Genomic DNA, 24,726 nt, shown 5'->3' with positions numbered 1-24,726 from the left:
CATGGTCTACGAATGGGACGAAAAGCGTGCCCGTCGCGCGTATTTGGCGCGTGTTGGCCTGAGCATCCTGGCAATCACGATAACTCTGGGCGTTTCCGCAGCGATTGCTATCGCGATGTCTATCGGTTGAGCCATCTTCGCGGCATATTTCAATCATGTCAGACAAGGCCTGCTAATGACTTGGCGCTAAAGGCATGCGGTGAAACAGGCGCGCGAAGCGTGCGAGTGGTTCGCTGGCGCAGCGCGTTTTTCCTGGTAGATGGTCTCAGCAGGCCTGCAGTTTTCTCGCGAGAAACTTCCGGCGGTCGATCACGGCTGGTGCTGAACCTATTTGTCACAGCCTTGGTATGAATGTCATTTATCAAGGATCGTCCACTGGCGCGGGTGTAAGCAGATGGTAATCACCACCAGGAAAACCGCACCTAGTGGCTGCTTTATGTTGATTGTTTAATTCAGGATTTGCTTTTTTGTGTGTTCGGTGAATTAGTGCACTTGAAAACATGATCCCGATTTTCCTATTTTGGAATTGTTCAAAACTAGGGAAGCGTCTATATAGAGTTCTCTCGAGTCTTCGGAGACCATCATGCGCCTGACCAAACAGACCAATTATGCCGTAAGAATGCTGATGTATTGTGCAGCCAATCACGGCCATCTCAGCCGCATTCCGGAAATTGCCAGGGCATATGGCGTATCCGAACTGTTTCTGTTCAAGATCCTTCAGCCGCTCAACAAGGCTGGTCTGGTGGAGACCGTGCGTGGCCGCAACGGTGGTGTGAAGCTCGGCCGTGCTGCCGATAAGATCACCCTTTTTGATGTCGTGCGCGTCACGGAAGATAGTTTCGCAATGGCGGAATGTTTCGAGGACGATGGTGCGATCGAATGTCCTCTGGTCGATAGCTGCGGTCTCAACTCCGCGCTTCGCAAGGCGCTCAACGCCTTCTTCGACGTTCTGGCCGAATACACGATCGACGATCTGGTCAAGGCGCGTCCGCAGATCAACTTCCTCCTCGGCCTCGATGCGGTCGATATGAAGAAGGTTGTCGCTCCGGCGGCCTGATCTCACCAAAGCTTTTTCGACGAAAAACGCCGGTCGCTCCGGCGTTTTTTGTTTCTGCTGACCGCACTTGGTTGACCTTCCTGCCGCAGTGGCTAGAACGAATTATGTCTTGCCATGCCGGCAGCCTGCCGTGTCGGTAGCCTGTTGCGCCGACAGGTATCAGGTCCGGTCTGCATGAATTTTCCTGAACTGCGCCAATTTTTTGTAACGTTGCTGATCGGAACTGCCGGCGCACTTATAGCCATGGCCATAGGCTTTCCGGCGCCCTATCTCATCGGACCGGCGCTTGCAGTCACCTTTGCTGGTCTAGCCGGACTTCGTCTGGGTGTCCCGCTTCTCGTCCGCAACGCCTGCTTCGTCATCATCGGCATATCGATGGGCTCGACAGTTACGCCGGAGATTTTTGTTGCGGCACGTACCTGGCCGCTCAGCTTCGTCATGGTCTTCGTGGCGATTGTCATCCTGCTTTTTTCCGCAGCCTGGGTGCTTCAGCGGCTGTTTCGTTACGATCGCACGACAGCGCTTCTTGCCGCATCGCCCGGCCATCTGGGTTATGTTCTGAGCCTCGCTGCAGAAATGCGCTGTGATCTTCGCGCTGTCAGCATTTCCCAGAGCGTGCGCGTGCTTGCGCTGACGATCAGTGTCCCGCTGATCGTTGAATTCTTTGATTTGGCCGACACCGACGTGATCGTTCTGCCCGACGCGATGAGCATGCCGATCCTCGTTGTGATGCTGATCGTTTCAGCCGGTTTCGGCCTGCTTTTCCAGCGTTGGAAGTTTCCCGCGGCCCTTTTGCTTGGCGGCGTTTTTGTCTCCATCTCCACCCATATCACCGGTTCCGTCTCCGGCACCGTCCCCAACTGGCTGCTGATCCCGATCTATGTTCTGCTCGGCTCGCTGATCGGTTCGCGCTTTTCCGGCCTGTCCTTCGCCGATCTGCGCCTCGCCATCGTTTCGGGTTTGGTCGTCACGGTCGTCGTCATGGCGCTTGCGGGGGGCATTGCCGTTATCGTCTCCTATTTCGCCAATGTGCCGCTGGATGCGGCGCTGATCGCGTTTTCTCCCGGTGGACTGGAAACCATGGCCGCCATGGCCGTCATGCTTCATGCCGACCCCACCTATGTCGGCGCTCATCATGTGCTAAGGCTGATGTTCCTGTCCGTGCTGATGCCGCTCGTCATCGGCAGGGATGCAAGATTGAAATAGAATTCGTCGCGTCAGATGCGCAAACACAAGCAGTGAGGAGAAGGAATGTCGAAGGCGATCATCGTCATGGGGGTTAGCGGCGCCGGTAAGACGTCGATTGCCGATCTTCTGGCAAGCCGTCTCGGCTGCAAGTTCGTCGAAGGAGATCGGCTGCATCCGGAGGCGAACGTCAAGAAGATGGCGGAAGGGACGCCGTTGACGGACGAAGATCGCTGGCCGTGGCTGGATATCATCGGCAACGAACTGAAGGTGGCCCGCTCTGCGGGCGAAGATATTGTCGTGACATGCTCGTCTTTGAAGAAGATCTATCGCAAAAGACTTCGATCCGCTGGCGGTGATCCGCTCTACTTCGTGTTCCTCAAGGGCTCGCCCGAGCTTTTGGCCTCCCGCATGGGCGCTCGCAAGGGTCACTTCATGCCGACCTCCTTGCTGCAGAGTCAGCTTGCAACGCTTGAAAGCCCGGAAGGTGAGCTTAATGTGGTGACCGTCGATATCGACGCTTCGGTTCCGCAAATCGTAGAGGATGCAATCGGCAGGCTGGAAAAACTCTGGCGGGAAAATAGTTGAACGATATCTCGCCCGGATCGACAATTCTTAGTGAATTAAACTTTTATTTACATTTTTTGTCCGGCTTGGTGATCTGAAACTGGTCTTTCTACGTATAACACTCAATTAGCGTTATCGGTTTCGCCGGTAGCGTTCGGTCAATGAGTGTTGGGTGGAAAAGGGATCGCATGCAGGAGTCGAGCCATGGCGCGGGACGTGCCGCGCTTCGCCGGGTGCCGAAACAGGAAAGAAGTCGTGAACGTATCGGCGAGATCCTGAAAGTCGCGAAGGAACTGATCGGTCAGAAGGGTATTGATGCCGTCACCATGAAGGAGATCGCAGCGCTTTCCGGCGGTCCCATCGCTTCGGTCTACCAATATTTTCCTAACAAGTCGGCCATCATCGCCATGCTCTATGAGCTCTACGTCGAAGAGGTTCGCGAGCTGATTGCTGGCCACGTCTCCCACATCGAAACTGCGGATGACGCCCTGAAGGCAACCGACGATCTGTTCGACATGTATTACGAGCGCATGCGCCAGGAACCGTCTACTCAGGACCTTCTGAACGCGATCCAGGCAGACAAGACACTGGCCGATCTCGATATCGCCGAGACGCGGGCTCAGGCAGAGGGTTTCTATCAGCTCACCCGGCATTTCGTTGCCGAACCGCTTCGTGAAAGCTATGCGCAGACCCTGTTCGTCATGTTCCACATGGCCGGCGCCACCTTGCGCCTCGCACTGATGGTTCCGGCGGAAGCGGCGCAGATTTCGGCACAGTTCAAGTCGATCGTGCGAACCCACGCGACCTACTTCCTCAAGGGACATTTCCCGCAAGCAGCTGTGTGATGACTGGGCGTTCTCAGACGCCCAGTTTATCCCTTATCCCGTAATACCATGCACCGAGTGCCGTCAGCGGCACGCGGAACATCCGTCCGCCGGGGAAGGGCAGGTTGGGCAGCGATGCCCAGACATCGAAACGCTCCGCATGGCCGGCAGCGGCCTCACCGAGTATCTTTCCTAGAAGATGCGTCGTCGTTACCCCATGGCCGCTGTCGCCATGGGAGAAATAGACCTTGTCCGACAGTTTCCCCATATGCGGAATACGCGTCAGCGTCAGCGCGAAATTGCCGCTCCAGGCATAATCGATCTTCGTGTCCTTCAACTGCGGAAACGTCTTGAGCATATTCGGACGGATCACGCCGGTCAGGTTTTTCGGATCGTTTCCGCCGTAACCGATGCCGCCGCCATAAAGCAGCCTGTTGTCTGCGGTGCGGCGATAATAGTCGAGAATATAATTGGCATCCTCGACGCAGTAATTGGCCGGCAGCAGATCCTCGATCAGTGAGGACTCGAGCGGTTCCGTCACCATCACCTGGCTCGATACCGGCATCATCCGTCCATGCACCTGCGGAAACAGCGGTGCCAGATAGGCATTGCCGCAGATCAGCACATAAGATGCCGTCACCGAGCCGCCGCCCGTGCTGACGACCGGACGCTTCCTGTCAGTATCGACCGCGATCACCCGCGAGCCTTCAAAAATCTTCGCACCCAGATTTTCCGCCGCGCGCGCCTCGCCAAGCACGAGGTTGAGCGGATGGATATGCCCGCCGAGCTTGTCGATCATCCCGCCCGCATAGCGGTCGGTCCTTACATATTTGGCCACGTCGGCCTTGGACACCATTTCCAGCCCTGTATGGCCGTAACGTTCCCAGTCGGTCTTGTGATGCTCCATCTCGCGGATCTGCTTGTCGGTGAAGGCCGCAAAGAAACCGCCATGCTCAAGCTCGCAATCGATCGCATATTTGACCACCCGCTCGCGGATGATATTGCCGCCTTCGAGCGACATCTTGCCAAGCTCGATCGCCTTGTCTTTCCCATAGCGTCCGGCGATCGTCTCGAGATCGCGGCTGTAACCGTTGACGATCTGCCCGCCATTGCGCCCGGATGCGCCGAAACCGATACGCTCCGCTTCCAGCACCACGACCGAAAAGCCGCGCTCCGAAAGCTCCAGCGCCGCCGATATGCCGGTGAACCCGGCACCGATGATGCACACGTCAGTCTCGATATCGCCGGCAAGGGCAGGGTGCACGCGCTTGTCATTGGCGCTTGCCGCATACCACGAGCCGGTATGGCCGGGATTGGTGGCGCTGTCTCGAAACGTCATCTCATACCGTCCTTATATAGGCGTCATATTCCACGTCGGTGACGCGCAGCGAAAACTCGGCCAGTTCCTGCGCCTTGCAGGCACTATAGAGCGACCGGTATTTCGGGCCGAGTGTGGCATAGGCGAAAGTGGATCGGGCAAACTGCCGCAGCGCATAGTCCCAGTTGGTCGGCAGCGGATCATGGTTGATCGCGTGCTCGTCGCCGGTAATCGCCCCGCCCGGATTACGCTTCTCCTTGATGCCGGAAAGTGCGGCATTGAGGATCATCGCCAGCGCCAGATAGGGGTTCACATCTGCACCCGCCACCCGATGCTCGATCCGCGTCGCAGGCTTCGATGCGGTGATCACCCGCACCGCCGCCGACCGGTTGTCGAACCCCCAGGATGCATAGGTCGGCGCATGTTCCGATGGCCTCAAGCGCCGGTAGGAATTGGCATGTGGCGCAAACACCGCCATGCTCTCCCCCATATTCTCCAGCAACCCGCCGACCGAATGAAACAGCATTTCCGAAGGCCCGTCCTCGCCGGCATAGACATTGCGCCCGCTCTCGTCGATCAGCGAGAAATGCACATGCATGCCGCTGCCTGCCTGCATGCCATAGGGTTTCGCCATGAAGGTCGCATCGAGATCATTCGCCCGTGCCACGCCCTTGACGATCCGCTTCAGAAGCACCGCATAATCTGCGGCTCTCAGCGCATCCGGCACATGGTTGAGATTGATCTCGTACTGGCCCGGTCCGTTTTCACGCACCACCATGTCGGCCGGTATGCCTTGCGCCCTTGCGGCACTGGCAATGCCATGGAACACATCCTCGAAATCCTGCAGTTCGGAGATCGAAAGCACCTGCGTCTGGCCCGTATGCCAGCGCCCCTCGCGCGAGTTCGGCGGTCGCACAGGATCGAGCGCCGAACGCAGCGGGTCGATCAGGTAGAACTCGAGCTCCGTCGCCACTACCGGCGTCAGCCCGATCTTCGCAAACCCTTTGAGCACATTGGCCAGCACCTGCCGCGGATCGCCGTAGAAACCGGAACCGTCCGGATCGCGCATGCCGAGCAGCACCTGTGCCGTCGGCCGGTTCAGCCAGTTGATCCGCGACAGCGTACCGGGAATGGGAAAACATAACCCGTCCGGATCGCCGGTTCCCTGCGCTAGTCCGGCGGCATTCACGTCGCGGCCCCAGACATCCAGTGCATAGACCGAGCGCGGCATCGCCATGCCTTTGTCCAGCACGTCCAGCGCCCGTTCGCGCGGTATCCACTTTCCGCGCGGAACACCATTCGCATCGATCACGAAGGCCTCTAGAACCTCGATATCGGGATTGGCATCGAAAAAGCTTTTGGCATTGGCAACATCATTCATGAAACACCAGAAAATCCAATCGAACCCGAGGCGAAAAACGCCCGTTCACGCCGCTAATGAGGCGCGCTAACGGTCGAGAAATCTGGCGTCGTAGATGAGATAACGTGCCATTGTCATGTCGGCCCGGCGGATCAGGGGCGATCATCCGGGCATCGTTCCCTTTGATTGTTCCTTAAAGCCTAACCCGCCTTTTTGCCAAAAGCCAGCCCGGCCGCTGTGATCGCTATTGAGGCCCGCAACCATCAGGCCCGCAACCATCAGGTCCGGAGGCATCAGGCCCGGAGGCATCAAGCATTGAACCGCTCTGGCCGATAGGCCGAAATATCGATCAGCGTCTTTTCGCCCAAAATTGCCTCGGCAATCACCTGACCCGTCACCGGTCCGAGCGTCAGCCCGTGATGTGCATGGCCGAAAGCGAACCACAGGCCCTCATGCCGGGGCGCTCTTCCGATCACCGGCATCATGTCCGGTGTGCAGGGGCGGGCACCCATCCACGGCTCCTTGTCCAGCCTCTCGCCGAGCGGCAAGATGCTGCGCGCCACCGCTTCCGCGCGGGCCAACTGCACCGGCGTTTTCGGGGCATCCCGGCGAGCGAATTCCGCCCCGGTCGTCAGCCGTATCCCCTGGTTCATCGGCGCCAGAAGATAACCGCGCTCCGCATCCAGCAGCCAGCCGTTGAGCACCGCATTGCCCTTGGGCGCATAATGCATGTGATAGCCGCGCTTCACCCCGACGAGGAAATTGTAGCCGAGCGGCTTCGTCACCACGTCAGACCACGGCCCGAGCGCCACGACCACGTCCTTGGCTTCCACCGTGCCTTCCCCCGCCACGATCCGCCATCCGCTCGTGGTTTTCGAAAGGCTGCGTGCATCGCCCTTCAGCACCTTGCCGCCAAGCTTTTCGAATAGCCGCACATAGGCCTGGCTCAGCGCCAGAGGGTCCTTCACCGACCACGGATCTTCCCAGCGCAATGCACCGGCGAAATCCCGGGAGAGATGTGGCTCTTTCGCCGCCAGATCGTTGGGCGAAAGCGCCTCGAACGCCACGCCGTATTCCTGTGCCAGCCTTTCGGCCTCGCGAAGCTCGCCATCCCGTTTGGCAGGCGTGCGAAAAAGCTCCGTCCAGCCATCCTTGGCGATCAGCGCCTGCGCCCCCGCTTCCTCGATCAGCTCGTTATGGGTGGAGATCGAATGCTCGATCAACGGCGCATAGGCGCGTGCGATCAGCTGGTGACGGGAAAGGTTCGAGTGCCACCAGTATTTCGCCAGGAAGGACGAGACGGAAGGGAGCGCCCGCCAGTGAAAATGCGAGTCGATCCGGTTGTTCATGGCATTGCGCAATATCTGGCCGAACTGCTGCGGAAAGCCGTAAGGGACGACGCCTTCGCGCTGGATCAGCCCGGCATTGCCATAGGACGTCTCGCGCCCCGGCTCGCCGCGGTCGACAAGAACCACAGCCTTGCCGCGACGGGCAAGCTGCAAGGCCGTCGAAATGCCGACGATGCCGCCTCCAAGTACGATGACATCTGCAGCCGCCATGATCTTTCGTCTCCACACTCAACCATCACCGGAACATGCCGCCCCGGTGATCGCCGCGCAAACGAAAAATGTCGAAATGGCGGTGGTTTAACCCTTCAGCGCTTCGGCGGAAATCCAGAAGACGGCATCCTGAGATTCAGCCGTTTCCAGCCAGAGGAATTCCAGATGCGGATATTCCTCCTCGAGAATTTCCCGGCCCGAGCCGATCTCGCAGATCATCCCGCCTTCCGGGTTGAGATAGTCGCCGGCCTGCTCAAGTATCTGGCGCACCAGATCGAGCCCGTCCTCGCCGCCGTCATGCGCCATCGCCGGCTCCGCCTGATGTTCGGCCGGAAAGCCGGCCATCGAGGCATGGTCCACATAGGGCGGGTTGGTGATGATCAGGTCATAGGTCTTGCCCTTGAGCGGCGCAAACAGATCGCCCTGATGGAGCGACACCTGTTCACCGACTTCATGCTCGGCGACATTGATCTTCGCCACTTCCAGCGCATCGGCCGAAAGATCGACCGCATCGATCGCCGCATTGGGGAAGAATTTTGCCGCCAGCACCGCAAGGCAGCCCGAACCGGTGCAGATATCGACGGCAGTTTCCACGGCAAAGGGATCAGGCAGATAGGTCGAACCCTGTTCGCCCAGATATTCGGAAAACAGGATCTCGCCGATATGCGAACGCGGCACGATCACCCGCTCGTCGACATGGAAGCGCACGCCCTGGATATAGGAATGGCCGGTAATATAGGACGAAGGCTTGCGCGTCGTCACACGCGTCTCGATCCGCTCGGAAAGCAGCTTGCGTTCGGATGGGAGAAGCCGCGCATCGAGAAACGGATCGAGCGCATCGATCGGCAGGTTGAGTGAATCGAGCAGCAGAAACGCCGCATCGTCCCCGGCCGTCGTCGTGCCGTGGCCGTAACCCAGCTCGGCCGCATTGAAACGGGAAATCGCATAACGCCAGTAATCGCGCAGCGTCACGAGGTCTGTCGTAATGTTATCCTGGCTCACCGGCGTCTCTCTTCGTCACAACTGGGTTTTGGCAATTGGGTTTTGATCACATCCGGACCATATAGGACTGGACGAAGCCGGGCATAGAATGGCAAGGGCGGATGGGTCAACAGGGAAGGCTGGACAAGACCCGTCCTGACCGTCCCGCAAGGCAAATGGTTCAAGCTGGCCGCTCAACCGAGGCCAAAAGTAAGGCAGGCGGGTACCACTCGTAATCTCCCCACTTGTGGCGGGCTCGAAGAGCGGGCAGAGACAGGTGGCTCTGCCCCGGCAGCCGACAGGCCAGAGGGGGCGGAAACTCAGAGTCGAGCGAAGACGTGATCGCCTGCGCAGGAAACCGCATGAAATGAACGAAAAGCCCCGACGCTCCAAACCAACACAGAACCGCCGGCCGCCGGCGGCCCCCGTCCGCAAACCCGCCGCGCCATCCTCCGGCAAACGCGTCACGCTCCCGCGTGCCTTGTCGAAACTCGGCTTCTGCTCACGCACGCAAGCCGAGGATCTCATCCGCGCCGGCCAGGTCAGCGTCAACGGCCGCACCGTCACCGATACCGAAGCCTGGATCGACCTCGACACCGCAAAGCTCGCCGTCGATGGAAGAGAGGTCGCGGCCGAAGCCCCGGTCTATCTGATGCTCAACAAACCCCGCGGCCTAGTCACCACCCGCCATGACCCCGAAGGCCGCCCGACCGTCTTCGATTGCCTGAAAGGCCACGACCACACGCATCTCTCCCCTGTCGGTCGGCTCGACAAGGCGAGCGAGGGCCTTCTCCTCTTCACCAATGACACGCAATTCGCCAATGCGTTGCTCGATCCCGAAACCCATGTGCCGAAAACCTATCACGTCCAGATCGACACGCTCGTCGACGACGAGATGCTCAAGGTGATGACGAAAGGCATTGAAAAGGACGGCGAAACCTTAAAAGCCCGCCGCGCGATAAAACTACGCGAAGGCGAAAAGAATTCCTGGCTGGAGATCGAACTGGACGAAGGCAAGAACCGCCACATCCGCCGCATGCTCGAAGTGCTAGACATTGGCACGCTGCGCCTCATCCGAGTGGCGATCGGTGATCTTGTACTGGGCGATCTGGATAAGGGGGCAGTGCGTGCGCTGAGCGAGGCGGAGCTTGATGGGCTGAGGGTCCAGTCCGCCGCTGCGCCGAAGCGTTAAGCCAGCTTCTGTGCAGCGATTCGACATAGGCTATCAAGTCTGCGGATATGATTAGCAATCATGACACCCAATCAAAACGCCAACAAAAACATAATCTTCTAGAGAAAATTGGCTGGGGAACCTGGATTCTCACATGATTTCAAGAGCTTAGCGGAAACGCCCTGAAATTCCCTCTGTTTTCCTGTCGCGAGCGACCGTGGATGCCACCTTTGTGCCCTGGCTTTGGGCATCAGTCAACTGGACGGTCGAGCGGCAATAATTTCCGCTTCCGGGCCTCAAGTTTGCGGTGAGGTGGCCATGAAGCGCCCGGCAGCTTTGCGCCCCTCAAGGCGGCGAAGCCTTCCGCGAACCTGTCATCATTCATGTGGACGAGAGGCAGTATCAGGTGAGGTAGTCTGGGCGTGACTTACTTAGTCATCTGTATGAAAATTAGTGACGTCGAAAACGCTTACCTACGGGTCATCACTCAATCCTTGCAGGTCATTGAGCATCGGCGCATGCATAGAAGCATGTCGAAGAGCATCACAGAACACCCGTTGAAAACATGTGAGCAATAACGGGACATATACTCGGTCCTCGGAAGTTTCGGCCAGGAAGTGTAGCAGCGGTGTAATATCCTCGGTATAGGTACGCGCGACGAGCAAGCAGAATTTCTGAAGGTCGCGACTGTCCGCAAGCTCTGCCTCGACAAGCTGAGAAGCTTCGGCCGCTCCGGATGCAGCAAGACCAACTATGCACATAGCGCGGATCAATGCATCTGGATGCTCAATAGCGCCATGACGGAGATAGCGACGTGTTTCAGGCGAACCTGGCGCTAATTGCCCGAGTGACCAGGCAGCATAATAGCCTAACTCGCCTCCCCCGCTGCCGGAAACTAGAGCGCCAAGATTGTCAACGGCGTGCAGCCGAAGATCTATTGCGGCGGAGATGACGTCGCCAATCGAGCCCTTCGCCAATAAGTCTTGCTTTAGCTCGCGGATTGTCCGGGCTTGAGCGGGGATGAAAGCCAAAGCTTTCATCGCTTGCGAGCTTAGCTCGCTGTCGGCGGCTCGGATCAGGACCTCAAGATCGGGAACTGCGCCCTTGGATGGCTCCAAGCAAAGTCTGGCAAGAAGAGCATAGATCATGTCCGATGGCGCCTTCTTCGCGACCATTTCGTTCAACAGAATCTTGGCGTTCCCAGGAGGAATGCCCTTCATCGCCGAAAGCCAATCGAAAACAGAGATGTCTCGATTATAGTAGTCGAAGAAATGTCGATTCATATCGATAAGACGGCCGGCTATCGAGCGCAGCGCATTCTCATTTTGATCCTTCCAGGCAGCATGTGCATAGGCCATCGAGTATGTGTAGGCGAATTTTTCCTTGTGATAGCGGTCGCTCATGTCGACAACGGAGAAAAGCCAGTTGCCCGACCAGCCCGCCATGGTTGCCTGCATTCTTGTCTTGTAGACCCAAGACGGCTGTAACCTTTCCTCGAACAGTTTAGCAGCCTCTTCAGCCGTGCGGTTGTCGCGAACCCACCGGAGCCAGGGTGCGATCAACTCGAACTGCCGTTCACTGCTAGCCAGTCCGGCAGCGGCCATAAATATTGCAGTTGGATTGACGTCATTCTTAACCAGAGCCGATGCAAACATCCGTTCGATCATACGGCCAGCCCTCAACTCGAGAGCAATCTCAGCTTTACGCTCCAAATTCGCGTCATCCGACGGCATGGTGGTGCCTGACGTAAGCTTCACCGAGAGCGCGGACTGAAATACTGTTCCGTTGTCCGGGCCGAGGCGAAGGGGAGGAGGTTCAACAGTCGTTGTCTCGCGAGTGACCTGTGATCCTGCTGACTCTTGATCGCGTACGACGGGGCGATGATCCGGCTCGCCGAAACCCATCTCTAAAGACTGCCTGACAAACCGCACGAGCGCTTGATGCTGTAGGGCGGTGCGGCTCAGCGGCTTCACGATCGACGAATGATCCGAACCCGGAATTTTCAGGGGTTCATAACCTTCTCCGTGGAAATAAGCGGACGCTGAAAACGGTTCGACCACCTGCCGCCAGAGCCCGAACAGGCGCTTAATCCTAATCGGTCGGTCCTCAATCAGTTCTCTACCGACGATGCGTAAAATTTTACTGTCAAGAAGCGTGCGGAAATCGCGGTGGAGATCATCGAGAGTAGTGTTCGATTGGCTAAAGCGCAGGATTGCCGCCTGACTGTGCGAAAAAGCATATGAGAGTATGGAGAGCATATTTGCATCACGCGACCCCAGCGAAGGCGATGCGACCAGAAACAAGCCGAGGATCGGATTGGTCTTCGCCAGTCGCGCCTGATTTGCCACAATGAACCGCCTGATGACGATCCCGCCCATGCTGTGGCAAACGAAGATGATCCTCCGCTGCTTCCATATATCGAACTCGGAAAGATACTCTCTCAGCGCGTCGGTTGCATCCGAGACGCTGTAAGTGTGTGAGATCAACCCCGTGCGATAGGTGAAAACATATACACCGGCTCCTAAGATTTCCTCCTCTTCGAGAAGCAAACTGGGCCATGACGGATTTCCCCATGCCGCTTCGCTGTCAGACAGTATGCCATGGACGAAGATGACGGTTGTATCGGAATTCGACCGCCTCAACGGCTGCAATCCGAAGCCGAGAGACGAAGCCGCTTGGCGCGCGGCGTTGGTGCTTTTCGATAATCCTGACATCGCCTAATCACTTCTCGGACAAATGTTAGAAGAAATTGCAATTTCCTACACAAATATAAAGCATTACTACACCTTTGCATTTATACAGCGGTTGCTTCACGGGACTTATCAAGCGAAATCCGACGCCGCCAACCCGATTATATGGAAGATGCGTAGTGCTATATGTCTGACGCAATCTATGTCCGAATGGCTGCTCCTGGCGAATGCTGGCCCACGCGTGATGCGGTGACGATTAGATCATCAGCCGAATAACGTTTGCGACGTTAATGCGGCTGATGGCCGCCTGTCCGGTTTCGGCCCTGACGCCGTCGTTAGTCACACATCCGTCCGAGGGCACTAGGACAGGGTCCCCAGCCGTCTTTTTGAGAACTCTAAGCATCATTGGGATCTGCAGAACGTCACATGCCACTTGACCCGAGATCGCGCCAATGGCTTAACGAGCTTGCCTTGAAATTCCCTTGTTTTTCCCATCGCTAGCGACCGTGGATGCCACCTTGTGCTCTGGCTTTGGGCGTCAGTCAACAGCACGGGCGAGCGGCAATAATTTCCGCTTTTAGCGCTGAAGACGGCATCTGGCGATCGCCACGCGATGACCGCTTTGCGCCCCAATATCAGTCATGGAGGCAAATCATCGGACTTCTTCGCGGAAGAGCATGAGGCAATTGGACCGATCTGGTTTTGTCGCTGGCTTGCGTTCGCGCAGAAGGCCTTCGAGCCGTTTTCCAGCTTTTGGGTGAATCTCCTCGAAGTGACGCGCGGTCTCGATGGTGTCGCCGCGCTGAAAAATGCGCTTGACTGCACGAGAGAATTTCCATCCCGACGCCTCTGGCTGTGCAAGAACTTGCACGCTGCCGCAAGAGAGCTATAGCAAATCGCGCTGGTGAGTAGCGCCGCTGGACAAAGGACGCTGCAGGTGCCTCTGAAACTCAGAGTTTAAACGCGTTAGTAGACTCGAAAATAAATTTGACAGCAGTTTCAAGCGTGCAGGTGGGACGAGTCCTGTACCAGCCTCGGCGCCGACTCGGTATGACCCCTTGTGAGGCGTCCAAGATATGATATTTTGCGCAGCAAGCAGCCCGATGTTCTTCACTTTTTCTTTTGGTGAAAGGACCGGCTATGGAACCCAATGATTCTCTCTTCCTCGAAATCCTCGGCATCAAGGCTGGCGCTCACGGCCGTTTCGCGATTGTCGCCGTGCTCGTGACTTTTTTGCTGGCGGGGGCGGGGTATCTGACGGGGCGGACGCTGGGATTGTGGTGATGCTGATTATCTCCGGCCGATATGAGACTTCCCCCGCAATCTCAGCCGCCACCTTGGCTTGGGCTGCCGCTTGTTCTCTCGCATCGAGACGCTGGATGATCCCAAGGCGCATGGCGCGGCGTCTATTGATGGCACTTTCGCCCGCGATTTGGCGCAAGGCGACCGCTGCCTTGTCGAGAATGGTATGGAGATATTCGTTCGGATTGCCGACGGTGAGATATTGGCGCAGGCCGTTGATTATATCCGAAAACGCCTCGTCTTCATGGGACTTCAAGGCGCGAGTGTATTCCTCCACCGGAAGTGCGGCTGTGCCAACAACAACATCTTCCTCAAAGCCCCTCTTTGCGAGCGCGAGGAAAAGCTCGTCAGGGGTCATCTTCGGTTTCTGCCGCGCTTGGGCAGCCGCCAACCTTTCTTGCACCTCTTGTGTCAATTCCTCTCCAAACCGAGCGAGGTGGTCCAGATCGAACGCTGACGGGTTGTCGGCATTCGCGGCAGCGTACATGTCTATGAATTCCATCGCACGCGGGTCATCCAGCTCGCGAAACAACCTCTCCAACTGTACGGTGTCGTTCAGGCTCATGTAAGCGTTCAACCGCTTGTACGTTTCATATATTTCTCCCAACGCCTCGTCGGCAGGTCGATTGAACGAGTTGTGATAGAAATTCCAAGCCCTTCGCATCTCCATATCCGCTTTGCCACGGATATCGGCTTGATTGAGAACTCTGGCGTGTTGCGCTATTTCCGCTTCAGCGAAGTAACCGTTTCTGATGCCCGTTAAGAGCTGATCGTCAAAATCATTCGAACTGTAGAAGTCGATGCTGAGGAGGGTGTCCCGCCAGCGCACTTGCTCATCAGAATCGTTCTTTTCAGCCGAGTAGGTGTTGACCTTCCGGAGGTATTCTAGCGATGGAGCGCTTTCTGGCTGGAAGTAGCTCCATCCGAACAGTGTTATGGTTCGGACGGTATTGATCGTGACCTTGAATGAGTATTCCTTCAGAAGCGGCGTCACGAGTTTGCAAAGCGCGAAAATCTTTCTTATGACGCGAACGTTGCTGATGCCGAGCTTTATGGCGAAACCCTTGATCAAGTTCCCAATGTTGTCTGCATCACCAGGTATCGCGATCTCGGCTATCTCTTCATGGGACGGTTCAAACCGAAGATGAACGTCAACCACCTTTTCGAGGTACCCTTCAAATTCAACTTTGTCTTCTAGCTGAGCGTCATTGAGCAGCAGCACGACCTTGCACTTGCGGTCGATAGCGAGCTGGGAAATGTAGCCGAGTACATCCACGCTCCTGAGGTCTTCGCCCTTCCTTTCGAGGTCATCCACGCAAATGATCATGTTGCGTGCGGATAAGGCTAGAGCCTCGACTATCGCATCCGAGCCTTTGTCGAAAAACACATCTACGGCTTTGAGCCAGAGGTTGGATTGCGATTTAACGCCTGCGTAAAGGTCTTTATAGTTCGCGGGGTCGAATGGCTTATCTATCTGCGCCACGTCGACGGTCGATTGGAAAATCTCGCGCTTTATCTCTGCAAGGGAGTTCAGGCCGAACAGCGACGCTTTGGCATAACGTTTAAGAGGGACTTTCCCCGCTTGTCCCTGCATTTTCAGCACATCGTCCCATGTCCATGTCTTGCCTGTTCCCCACTCGCCCCGAATACAAAGCACCTCGGGCTTATCCGTGGAAAGGAACCTTTGAATGGCTGCACGCGCGTTCTGAACCGACATCAATTCCCCCCACTTGAATATGAGAGTGGCGTTCTACCATGAGCTGTTGTCAAAGTTCCACTGGAGGATGGATTGCTCCTATGCAATCCTGCCTCGTGGCGAACAGCCGGTGGCAAGTGTCAATCCCCTTCGCGGGGAACCGCTTGCGCGGGGAAGGGGGTGTCTCCCCGGAAAGTCTCTCCTAGACCGAAGGACTTGAACACCCGGAGTAGGCGCTCAAGGCGCGGTTCCTCTTTCTCGGGAAGGAGGATCCGTTTTGTATCCAGGGAGAACGGCAGGACCCAGAGGGTCAGGCCCGGTCTGTCAGGGAAAGTAAATGGCGCGAGCGGACCCTTGAACTGCCCCGTCGCCGGGTAGAGAAGGACTACGTCGCCCGTCGCTCCGAGGTAGGAGTGCCCGTATGCGTACATCTGATAGAAATCGGACTGTGACAGCCAGTATTTGGCGCGGAAAGCGGCCTCCTCGTCGATTAGCTTCCATTTCGTGTCGGCGAGCAAAACGTTCGACATCGATCGCGTAACAACTAGATCCGGACGCATACAGAACATTCGTCTGCCCGCATGGTGCACCAGATATCTCGAGCTTCGCTGGACCTGGAGCTGGTGACCCTCTTTGAGTTGCCTTCGCATGTGCTTGGCGACAAAGGCTTCAAATAAAGCTTCCATGGGAAACAACAGCGTGGGCGCGTTGCTCGAGCCGATTCCGGTGATCGGGGAGTGCCCGGATAATAGAAGCCGGGCCCACGCGAGAGGTTCCTCGTAGTGATCCATGCCGCGCTGCCGGGCCAACCCGGCGAAGTCGCGATCGATGTCGGCTGATCTCGGGACCTCCGCAAACGCGAACCGGAGTTCCTGAGCGAGCCTCTGATTGGCCGGACTACGGGTTTGGTCTGCGACTGCGGCCAACGCGCTATGGATTAAGCGGTTCTCGGGCCTGTTCTGGGTGAACTCGTCGAGAGCGGCGAAAAACCTATCGGGTCGGACGAGGTTCTTCTTGAGGTTCTCGGAGAAGAGGAGCTTTCCGCGAAGCGAGGCAAGGTTTTCCTCCAGCGGGTTATAGCCACTCGCCAGTCCTCGTTGGAGAACCTTGCGGACCCCCTCGAGAAACTGCGACACGAATACCTCGAAAAGTGGCATGCGCCGGGCCTGGAGTTCCGCCCGATCCTTCCGGATGTGGCGGAATTCTCCCAGACAGGACAGCATGTCGAGAAGCAGGGAGCGCGCGGAAGAGCCGCCGTCGGCCGCTACCTTTCCTATCTTGGGCAGTACTTCGATCTGGAAACCGCCAGGCGCACGGATGACGCCGACGGAGTTCGTCATCTGGATCGTCCGCCTGCCGTGGCGGAGACCCGGCCTTGCCCAAGCGGCGTCACCGATTCCGCTGGCTCGTAGGCATTCGCTCTCGAGCCAGGCAAACACCGCATCCGGTATACCGATGACCTCCCCGAAGCCCGGTCCGGCCACCAGGTGCTGGTATTCGAAGACGGTGACCGCGCCCAAACCTCTCATGGTCATCTCGTCGTCGTATAGATCCCGACGTAGGACTCCACATCGGTAAAGGCTGACTTCTGGATTTCGTAACGCGGTCGCGAGAGAAGGCTATCCATCTCGTGGGTGTCGCCGAACAGTTCCGCCACCAGCTCTTCGTTCTGAGAGAGCTCGAGGACGAACTGATGCCTGGCGTGGCTCTTCTGGTTGTCGCCGAGGACAAGCCTGATTTTCCGCCAGTCGTCGAAGAAGTATTCCTCGAGGAGGGGGATTATCTTCGACTGGAAGATCGCACCCAGCGTCGCCAGGCGCTCCTGTTGATCGCCAATCAAAGAAAGCGGGGTGAGATACGCGTGGCCGATGCAGTGGTCGCGGTCATACAGGAGCTCTATCCTCCGGTTGATGGTCTCCAGCATCCGCGCCACGTCGATGGCGTGTTCGCCGGTCACGATGTCGGTGTCGGCAAGCGGATAGCCTTCGCTCTTTCGTGTTTCCGGCGGGAGCGAAACGAATTCGAACCGCCTCCTAAGGGCTGTGTCCATCAGAGCCAGTGAGCGGTCTGCTGTATTCATCGTCCCGATGATGTCGACGTTCTGGGGAACGGTGAAGAGATCGCCCGAATACGGTAGGACGACTGCGACCTTGTTCGGCATGCCCTCCCGCTTGTCGGTCTCGATCAGCGTGATCAGCTCCCCAAAAATCTTGCTGATGTTTCCGCGGTTGATCTCATCGATGACGATCGCGAAGCGGTGTTCGGGAGCCTGGCGCGCGCGTTCGCAGATGTCTTTGAACACGCCGTTCTTGATATGGTACCGCACCGATCCGTCGTCTTCGTCGGACAGCACGGGCCTCAGTCCTTCAACGAACTCCTCGTAGCCGAACGACTGGTGGAACGTTACGAATGAATGCCGTCGGACGATGGAGCCGGCACCGGGCTTCTGCCGCGATTGCTTGACGAGGTCGACGAGCGGAACGCAGACCGCTTCCCAATCTCCGGAAAGCTCGAATTCTCCCGCTCCGGCGCGAGAGAATATTCGGATAGTGCCGTCGCCTATTCCGGAGACCATCTTGGTCAGGATCGTGGTATGCAAGGTTTCGCGGACGTTCTTGCTTCGGCCCTTTGTCGCCGATACTGCCTGCACGAACGGATGGCCGAGAAGCTGAGTGACAGACGCCCTGCCTCCGAGGTCGTACATGGCGGCTGCGACCGCTTCCCACCAACTGAGCGTGCCCATTTTTTCCAGTACGAACTGGCTACGCCACTCGGAATCGCTCTCGACGTCGGCGCGCTGCTCGTAATCCTCCTTAAGGAGGCGCGAAACGGTATAGGTTTTACCCGTACCCGGAGGGCCGTAGTATATCCGGTTCAACGGGCCCCGCGTGTTGAGGTCGGTTTCGGATTCGTCCTTGTCTTCGTCGCTGACGGTATCGCGGTCGGCCTCGAGCTCGTCTGGCCACCGTCCCGTCAACTTCCGCCCTGGCGGCAGGATTCCCTCGGCGACCAGGGACGCTTCCGACAGCGCGTCCTCTAGTTCCGTCAGCAATTCGGCGGTCAACGGTCGACGGCGGACCGTCTCCATTCCGTTGATCGTCCGGCGAATTGAAATGGTGCGCCTCGTTTTGCCCTGGACGGTCCCGAGGACCGCGTTGGCGCGCTCGGCGTTCGGTTCTTTCCAGCCGAACCGAACCTGGACGCCGCGACTGATGTGCCACCAGTCCAGTCCGAGATCGTGGGTCAGCCGCGCGAGCCTGCAGAAGAGGGCGCTTTCCTCGACCGTCCATCTTTCGCGGTATTCTTGAAAGGCGGGTTTGCCGTCGAAGTGGCTGAGGATCTGCTGATCTGTCATGTCAGCCAACGCGAGCTGCTTTACGATCTCGTCGTAGTCGGGCCGGAAGTCCGCAATTCTCTCGAGGGTCCAATCGACAAGCTGGTCCATCGACATGCGCAGCCCGTCGGCCTTTGCAAGGATGGAGACTATCCCGGATGCGGCGTCGTCGTTTCCCCTGATCGCTGCATACGCCTGTTGCTGCGGGGGATTGCCCACCGTGTCGATTTTGACGAGAAACACCTGCGCGGCGTCGATCCCAACCGTGTAGGCGAGATTTGTCGGCGAACTGGGAGAGGGATAAATCTTCGCCCAGTTATAGCTGGAGAAGTTTCCGGCCTGATTGGTCGGCCTTCTCCTTATCTTCACGTAGGCTCCCGGCCCGATCCTCGACGCGACCGCCTCGGCCCAGTGCCCGGTAATATCGTACGCCGTCTTGAGAGCCGCGTAGGCGTTTTGATGGTCCTCGCTCGTGCTATCCATGTGTGTCCCGTTCCACTGCTGGAGAAGGGAGAAGTGCTCTTCAGTAAAGAACGCCATTCGGGTGCCCGCTGCGCATGAGTGATTCTAGGCGGTGATATTAGCGCAGGCATCGATAAGCAACTAATGGCATCGAAGGGCCGATGTGGGCGTTGGCGGAAAGGCAGTTATCTGCTGCCCTGCCTAAAACAGACATTTTGCTATCTGCCAACAAGGTCATGGGTCAGGGTGTCTTTGAGGAAGGTCCCCAGCCGCTTTTTACCGAGCTCAAGGTGGTCTAATGATCTGGAGGCAGTCACATAGGATTTGAGGCGAAATCGCTCCAAGTAGCTGCAAAGACGTCACTTTTTCTAGTGGGCATAGGCAGCTATTAAACAGAGGGAATGGGTCCAAAAATGGCTTGCCTGGGGACCTTGGATTCTCACGTTATTTCAACGACTTAGCAGAAAAGTCTTGAAATTCCCTATGTTTTCCCATCGCGAGCGACCGTGGATGCCACCTTTGTGCCCTGGCTTCGGGCATCAGTCAACTAGACGGTCGAGCGGCAATAATTTCCGCTTCGCGGCCGAAGTTGTGTTCCCGCGGTCGCCGCTCGGATGGCCGCTTCGTGCCCTATTTACGACCGGTCAACCCGCCGCTCCGATCTCCTGAAAGCGGAGGGCCGCCCACGTAGAAGTCATGATTACGGCGGTGTGGCTCGCGGACGGACCGCTTAGCGCGCAACTATTGGCCTCTCCCGCCGTTCACGTGCGCGCTTCCGACGGTGCGCGCCCGGTGAACAAGGAATGCCAACTTTCGCCGATTGACAAGGTTGACGAAGCTGCCGCTCTTGGTGGCATTGCCAGCCTATAGTGAGGTCTTAGGAGACAGCAGTTTATTTTCGCTGCGAAATTACAAAAGTCTGAGAACCTAAGTTGCAAGCAAAAGCGTATTAAAATTAAAGTTGCATTGAAATCATCGTTGCGTTATTATTCACGGACAATCGATACCTCATACTATTTGCGCCTGTTGGGTTTTTGTTTCCATAAAAGGGAGGCTAAATTGCAAGAGACCGTAGAAGAAAGATTGGCTCGAATTGAAGCAGTTTTAGCTGAGACAAAAGAAGCTAAAATTAAGCTAACTACTGAAAGAATTACATCAGCGGCTAGTTCATTTGCTTCAGAGCCGGGATCGGATACTGCTCACAAATTTCTCAAAGAAATTGAGCGCGCGACTTCTGAGTCTGGGGATCAGAAGTTGATGGGCACGACAAGCACTGTGTCGACTGTGACAACGGTTACCATTTAACTCAGTACGGCAGGTGTTCGCTGTGAGTGCAGAGCTTGAGTCCCGTGGCGGTAATGGGCCACTGGATCCGCTATTTGTTGAGCAGTTGAGGCGGATTGCAATTGAGGGGCAAGAGCTACCCACGGTGCCTTGCCGGATTATCTGGCTGCGAGATGGTCGACATCGAACAGCCTTAATTGAAGCGGTCGACGAGGAAGGTGACCGCGTTCTGTTCATAAAAATGAGGGGAACATCGCAGTTCCTTGGTGATCTCACTCTCGGCGTTGAGAGGCATGTTCGGGCAGTGATCGAAGCAGCCAACTCAATAGGAGTGTATTCCTCGGTGCCCTTAATTATGGGGGGCGATGATGACTTCCTGGTGTTTGAGGGAATACCTGGCGCCGCGTCGCTCGCTGAGCACGACCTTTCTGTGGAGCCTGGCACTTCTGCGCGTTGGGCGGCGGAAACTATGGCGACCCTGCACCGAATCCCCCTTCTCTTTGCCGAGAACTTACGTCCCATTCGCATGCCAGTCCCAACCTACGGGAGCATAACGCCTGACAAGATGGCCTCAGGTCTTGGCTTGAACGAGCACTTCTTGCGGCTTGTTCAAATTAGTCCATCTTTAAACGATGCGCTGAGAGAAGCGAGCGCTGAATGGTGCGCTGACACGGTAGTGCATGGTGACTTTCAAGTGAGCAACGTTTTGCAGCTTGAAAGCGATGCAACCCGTCTTTTTATTGTCGATTGGGAATTGTCAGGCATAGGAGATCGCCATTGGGACATGGCGACGCTCGTGGCCAGCGCGTATTACCGTCAAATTATCATGCAGCGCCCACCCCCAACGAAATGGATTAGTTGCGCAATAGCGCACTATCAGCACATTGCGGCGTACAGGCTGAACGAGCGGAAACTATTTGCGTACACTGCTGCGTGGTTGGCCCTGAAGACGCAGGTCAACATTGCATTTGGCGTTACTCCCACGAAGATTGATGTAGAAAGCTTGTTCCTAGCCGCTAGCATCGTCGGTTAATGCCAATGCTGACACTGTTTCAACTCCTTGAACAGATACAGCCGTCCACTGAAGGCATTCTTACTCTGCCTGCCGCTTTGGTCGAAGATGGCCAACAAATTCGTTTCAACGCTGAGCAAGAACGCGGACCGTTAATTCGGCAACTTTATAGCCTATATCATCTCCGGGTTCGTGAGATAGCAACCCTCACCGTCCCGGATATTTTTAACGGAGCTTCTTCTAGCGCGGATGCTCACCTTACAAGAGCATTCTCGAAGCTATTTAGGGGGCGTTTTTATGAAAGTTTGGGATGGAAGCGGCAGACGTGTGAAAATGACGGAGTCGGAGGACATTTTACCCGCGCCGGGGTGTCCCTACATTGCAGCGCTGCTCAAATCAGGCGCATGGAAGATGATTTGCATCACACATTACTGTTTCCTTGCCTCCAGACGGGTGCTCGTCCAGGTTTTTTTGTGATGCATTCGTCGCATGGACCAGCAAATCCTGTCCAGTTTAGAGTATATCTGAACCTTGAGAGCAGCCGATCGATTACCTCGCTTTACTATATATGGCAGGCGCTAGATGCGCGATCAATGAAGTTTTCAATAAAGGTTGTGAGCAGCGCGTACAGGCTCGGACGCTCGGACAGTGCAGTCATATATATCGCTGCGGACGGGCTGCGCTCTTGCCTACGAGAGCTAAGGAATCTTCGTTTTGACCGGCATTTTCCGCGGCTCGTCGCAAGTACTTCTTTGTTCGCGCGAAGGGTGAGCGACGGCATCGCAGTCGCAGAAGAGCCAGAGCGCCGGACTGGCGATGCCCTACTGAGTTTCGGCCAGCACAGAGCATCAATGCTCGCCGCCGCGATTATCGCTGCCCGCACGAGTGGATGGTCGACCGACGCGCTGATTTTCGCGTTACGTATGGAGGGGATGGACCCTCGTCGTGCCTACCGAAACCAAAGAGTGGGATGGATAGCAAATGGCTGACAAAAAGGTCGCGCTGATCAGCATGCCTTGGATGTCTACGAGTTTTCCGTCAATTCAACTCGCAGTGCTGGCGCGCGCGCTTGAGGATTCGGGTATCCCTTGTGACAGGTTCGAGCACTTCCTGCGCTTTTCACACGAAATAGGACATAGTGCGTATAGCGCGATCTCTGGCGGCGACAGCGCGGCGGGAGAAGCGGTGTTTTCTCAATTATATTGGGGTAGTCAATTGTCTGCCGCCGACATAGGCGCCGAACGGCTTTTCAACCTCTCGCAAGCCGACACGATGTGGAAGGCAATCGGCTTTGTAGCTGAGCGCTTTATCGACGAAGTCGCAGCCGAGACAGATTGGAGCCAATATGACATCGTCGGCTTCACGCTAACTATCGCGCAGAATTCGGCTTCAATGGTTCTTGCGCGTCAGATAAAGCTAAGAAATCCAGATATCAAAATTGTAATTGGAGGAACAAGCTGCGCCGGCCCCATGGGTAAAGCGTTATTGGATATATGCCCCCATTTTGACTACGCCGTGACCATCGAAGGAGAGGAAGTGCTTCCAGCCATGGTAAATCGGATGAGGAGCGGGGGTATAGTGAATGACCTCGGCGGTGTTGTAGAGCGTGGTGTTACGGACAATGGGCAGGGGCATAAATTACCTAAATTGCTGCGACCACGGCTTGAGGGACTATCCTTCGACCCGTACTTCTCAACTTTAAAATTGCTGCAAATGGAAGCACGAATTGCTGTCTGGTTGCCGATAGAAACATCACGAGGATGTTGGTTTGGAGAGAAGAACCAGTGTCGCTTCTGCGGGCTGCACGAGGTAATGAAATACCGCACCCCAGATTCGAATGCGCTGGTCGCCGAACTTGATCGCCTTGAGTCAAAGTATGGCGTGAAGAGATTCTTCGCAGTGGATCTTATCATGCCGCAAGAATTTTATGAATCGACGCTAGACCATTTGGCGAACAGCGATCGAGGATGGTCATTTTTCTACGAAATTAAGGCCAATGTGACTCGATCGCAGATTGCACTGCTAAAGAGAGCGGGAGTTGAGTGGATACAGCCTGGACTGGAGAGTCTTTCGAGCAATTCACTGAAACTAATGAAAAAGGGCTGCGAACCATATCACAACGTTCAATTGTTGAAATGGTGTCATACGGACGGCATTCGCGTATCGTGGAACGTACTATATGGGCTGCCTGGTGAGACTGATATTGACGTGCAGGAGACTATTTCCCGCACCCATTTGCTTCAGCACCTCCAGCCACCATCGGGTGCTGGCCGATTTCAGCTGCATCGGTTTAGCCCTTATTTCGAGAATCCATCTATCTTCGGGATTACAAACATTCGTCCGCGAGAAATCATGCGAAAAGTCTATCCCGTTTCAGACGATCTGCTGGTGAATGTTTGCTATCAATTCGACTATGACTGTGAGGCACTACACGTCACAGACGAATGCGAGGGCGCGCTCCAAGCCGCTATTGACCGCTGGCGCATCGCTTATAAAGCTGGGGCATTTCTGCGACTCAAAAGTCAGCCGGGCTGTGGAGGCACGCTGTGGGATGGCCGGGATCCGGATAACGTTCGCGAGTACCAACTAAGCGCTTTCGAAGTGGCACTACTCCAGCGACTTGATAGCGCATTGCCAGAACGTGCGATTATTATTTCCGATAGCGCCTGTAATCATGAGCTCCAAGTTGGGCTGGAGCGTTTAATCGAAATTGGTGCGGTAATACGTGACTGCGGCAAGCTGCTCAGCCTCGTACCTTTGGCTGACGATTTTCGGGTTCCGCGTGAATTAATAGGTCAGGAAATCGCGGCCCACCCGTCGTTGGTCGGTTAAAGACTGAATGACTATTCGGTTCGTTTGTTCGTTGGTTCACTGAACCGGAATTGCCCATATTGTCCACCCTAGTCTGGGGACTCAGCTTCGAG

General features: G+C 56.4%; 19 protein-coding genes. 11 read left to right on the top strand and 8 right to left on the bottom strand.

All coding sequences use genetic code 11. From position 1 onward, the window contains the following. Window position 1: 1 nt before the first annotated feature. The 5 genes from GGE33_RS27715 (at window position 2) to GGE33_RS11425 (ending at window position 3,654) form a co-directional block, all read left to right on the top strand. The gene (locus GGE33_RS27715) at window positions 2–130 is read left to right on the top strand and encodes a hypothetical protein (RefSeq protein WP_281388752.1); all 129 of its coding nucleotides are present in this window, start codon (window positions 2–4) and stop codon (window positions 128–130) included. A 453-nt stretch (window positions 131–583) separates the two neighbouring features. Beyond that, window positions 584–1,057, top strand: coding sequence for an iron-responsive transcriptional regulator RirA (gene rirA / locus GGE33_RS11440; protein WP_183823217.1), 474 nt, complete (start codon window positions 584–586; stop codon window positions 1,055–1,057). 174 nt (window positions 1,058–1,231) lie between these two features. Next, complete coding sequence (locus GGE33_RS11435) at window positions 1,232–2,263, top strand: AbrB family transcriptional regulator (protein WP_246435957.1); 1,032 nt, start codon at window positions 1,232–1,234, stop codon at window positions 2,261–2,263. A gap of 45 nt (window positions 2,264–2,308) precedes the next feature. Beyond that, window positions 2,309–2,830 carry a gluconokinase gene (locus tag GGE33_RS11430; protein ID WP_183823212.1) on the top strand — a complete coding sequence of 174 codons (522 nt, stop codon included), beginning with the start codon at window positions 2,309–2,311 and terminating at the stop codon, window positions 2,828–2,830. 167 nt (window positions 2,831–2,997) lie between these two features. Continuing rightward, window positions 2,998–3,654, top strand: a complete 657-nt coding sequence (locus GGE33_RS11425; protein ID WP_148148095.1) for a TetR/AcrR family transcriptional regulator — start codon at window positions 2,998–3,000, stop codon at window positions 3,652–3,654. Window positions 3,655–3,667: 13 nt separating this feature from the next. Here GGE33_RS11425 and GGE33_RS11420 read toward each other — a convergent pair whose 3' ends face one another. From GGE33_RS11420 to prmB, 4 genes are all read right to left on the bottom strand, one after another. Beyond that, window positions 3,668–4,972: an NAD(P)/FAD-dependent oxidoreductase gene (locus GGE33_RS11420; RefSeq protein WP_183823210.1), complete on the bottom strand. Its 1,305-nt coding sequence runs from the start codon at window positions 4,970–4,972 to the stop codon at window positions 3,668–3,670. Between the two features lies 1 nt (window position 4,973). Beyond that, a complete protein-coding gene (locus tag GGE33_RS11415; protein WP_183823208.1) occupies window positions 4,974–6,332 on the bottom strand; it encodes a glutamine synthetase family protein in 1,359 nt (452 codons plus the stop codon). Between the two features lie 287 nt (window positions 6,333–6,619). Then, complete coding sequence (locus GGE33_RS11410; protein ID WP_183823206.1) at window positions 6,620–7,870, bottom strand: NAD(P)/FAD-dependent oxidoreductase; 1,251 nt, start codon at window positions 7,868–7,870, stop codon at window positions 6,620–6,622. A gap of 87 nt (window positions 7,871–7,957) precedes the next feature. Further along, complete coding sequence (gene prmB, locus GGE33_RS11405; protein ID WP_183823204.1) at window positions 7,958–8,872, bottom strand: 50S ribosomal protein L3 N(5)-glutamine methyltransferase; 915 nt, start codon at window positions 8,870–8,872, stop codon at window positions 7,958–7,960. Window positions 8,873–9,218: 346 nt separating this feature from the next. Here prmB and GGE33_RS11400 point away from each other — a divergent pair, with 346 nt between their 5' ends. Continuing rightward, complete coding sequence (locus GGE33_RS11400; RefSeq protein WP_183823202.1) at window positions 9,219–10,043, top strand: pseudouridine synthase; 825 nt, start codon at window positions 9,219–9,221, stop codon at window positions 10,041–10,043. A 452-nt stretch (window positions 10,044–10,495) separates the two neighbouring features. Here the strand turns inward: GGE33_RS11400 and GGE33_RS11395 are convergent, their stop codons facing one another. Further along, window positions 10,496–12,736 carry an alpha/beta fold hydrolase gene (locus GGE33_RS11395; protein ID WP_183823200.1) on the bottom strand — a complete coding sequence of 747 codons (2,241 nt, stop codon included), beginning with the start codon at window positions 12,734–12,736 and terminating at the stop codon, window positions 10,496–10,498. 589 nt (window positions 12,737–13,325) lie between these two features. Between GGE33_RS11395 and GGE33_RS11390 the strand changes: the two genes are divergently transcribed. Beyond that, entirely contained in the window at window positions 13,326–13,604 is a 279-nt protein-coding gene (locus tag GGE33_RS11390; RefSeq protein ID WP_183823197.1) for a hypothetical protein, read from the top strand. Between the two features lie 288 nt (window positions 13,605–13,892). Here the strand turns inward: GGE33_RS11390 and GGE33_RS11385 are convergent, their stop codons facing one another. The 3 genes from GGE33_RS11385 to GGE33_RS11375 all read right to left on the bottom strand — a co-directional run bounded on the left by GGE33_RS11385 (window position 13,893) and on the right by GGE33_RS11375 (window position 19,584). Next, window positions 13,893–15,731: a hypothetical protein gene (locus GGE33_RS11385; protein WP_183823195.1), complete on the bottom strand. Its 1,839-nt coding sequence runs from the start codon at window positions 15,729–15,731 to the stop codon at window positions 13,893–13,895. Between the two features lie 119 nt (window positions 15,732–15,850). Next, the gene (locus tag GGE33_RS11380) at window positions 15,851–17,239 is read right to left on the bottom strand and encodes an McrC family protein (protein WP_246435954.1); all 1,389 of its coding nucleotides are present in this window, start codon (window positions 17,237–17,239) and stop codon (window positions 15,851–15,853) included. A gap of 2 nt (window positions 17,240–17,241) precedes the next feature. Further along, a complete protein-coding gene (locus tag GGE33_RS11375; protein ID WP_246435952.1) occupies window positions 17,242–19,584 on the bottom strand; it encodes an McrB family protein in 2,343 nt (780 codons plus the stop codon). A gap of 981 nt (window positions 19,585–20,565) precedes the next feature. Here GGE33_RS11375 and GGE33_RS11370 point away from each other — a divergent pair. Genes GGE33_RS11370 through GGE33_RS11355 form a run of 4 tightly spaced genes read left to right on the top strand, consistent with a single transcriptional unit; the run spans window position 20,566 to window position 24,634 of the window. Continuing rightward, window positions 20,566–20,811, top strand: coding sequence for a hypothetical protein (locus tag GGE33_RS11370; RefSeq protein ID WP_183823191.1), 246 nt, complete (start codon window positions 20,566–20,568; stop codon window positions 20,809–20,811). A 22-nt stretch (window positions 20,812–20,833) separates the two neighbouring features. Then, window positions 20,834–21,823 (top strand): phosphotransferase, encoded by a 990-nt coding sequence (locus tag GGE33_RS11365; RefSeq protein ID WP_183823189.1) that lies wholly within the window; start codon window positions 20,834–20,836, stop codon window positions 21,821–21,823. Window positions 21,824–21,828: 5 nt separating this feature from the next. After that, window positions 21,829–22,791 (top strand): T3SS effector HopA1 family protein, encoded by a 963-nt coding sequence (locus tag GGE33_RS11360; protein ID WP_183823187.1) that lies wholly within the window; start codon window positions 21,829–21,831, stop codon window positions 22,789–22,791. After that, complete coding sequence (locus GGE33_RS11355) at window positions 22,784–24,634, top strand: RiPP maturation radical SAM C-methyltransferase (RefSeq protein ID WP_183823185.1); 1,851 nt, start codon at window positions 22,784–22,786, stop codon at window positions 24,632–24,634. Before GGE33_RS11360 ends, GGE33_RS11355 begins: the two co-directional genes overlap by 8 nt. Window positions 24,635–24,726: the final 92 nt, after the last annotated feature.

It is taken from the genome of Aliirhizobium cellulosilyticum, from assembly GCF_014198105.1.
In the GTDB taxonomy this organism is placed as follows: Bacteria; Pseudomonadota; Alphaproteobacteria; order Rhizobiales; family Rhizobiaceae; genus Neorhizobium; species Neorhizobium cellulosilyticum.
The sequence above is the reverse complement of the archived record's forward strand: the minus strand, read 5'-3'. Positions and strand labels throughout refer to the sequence as shown.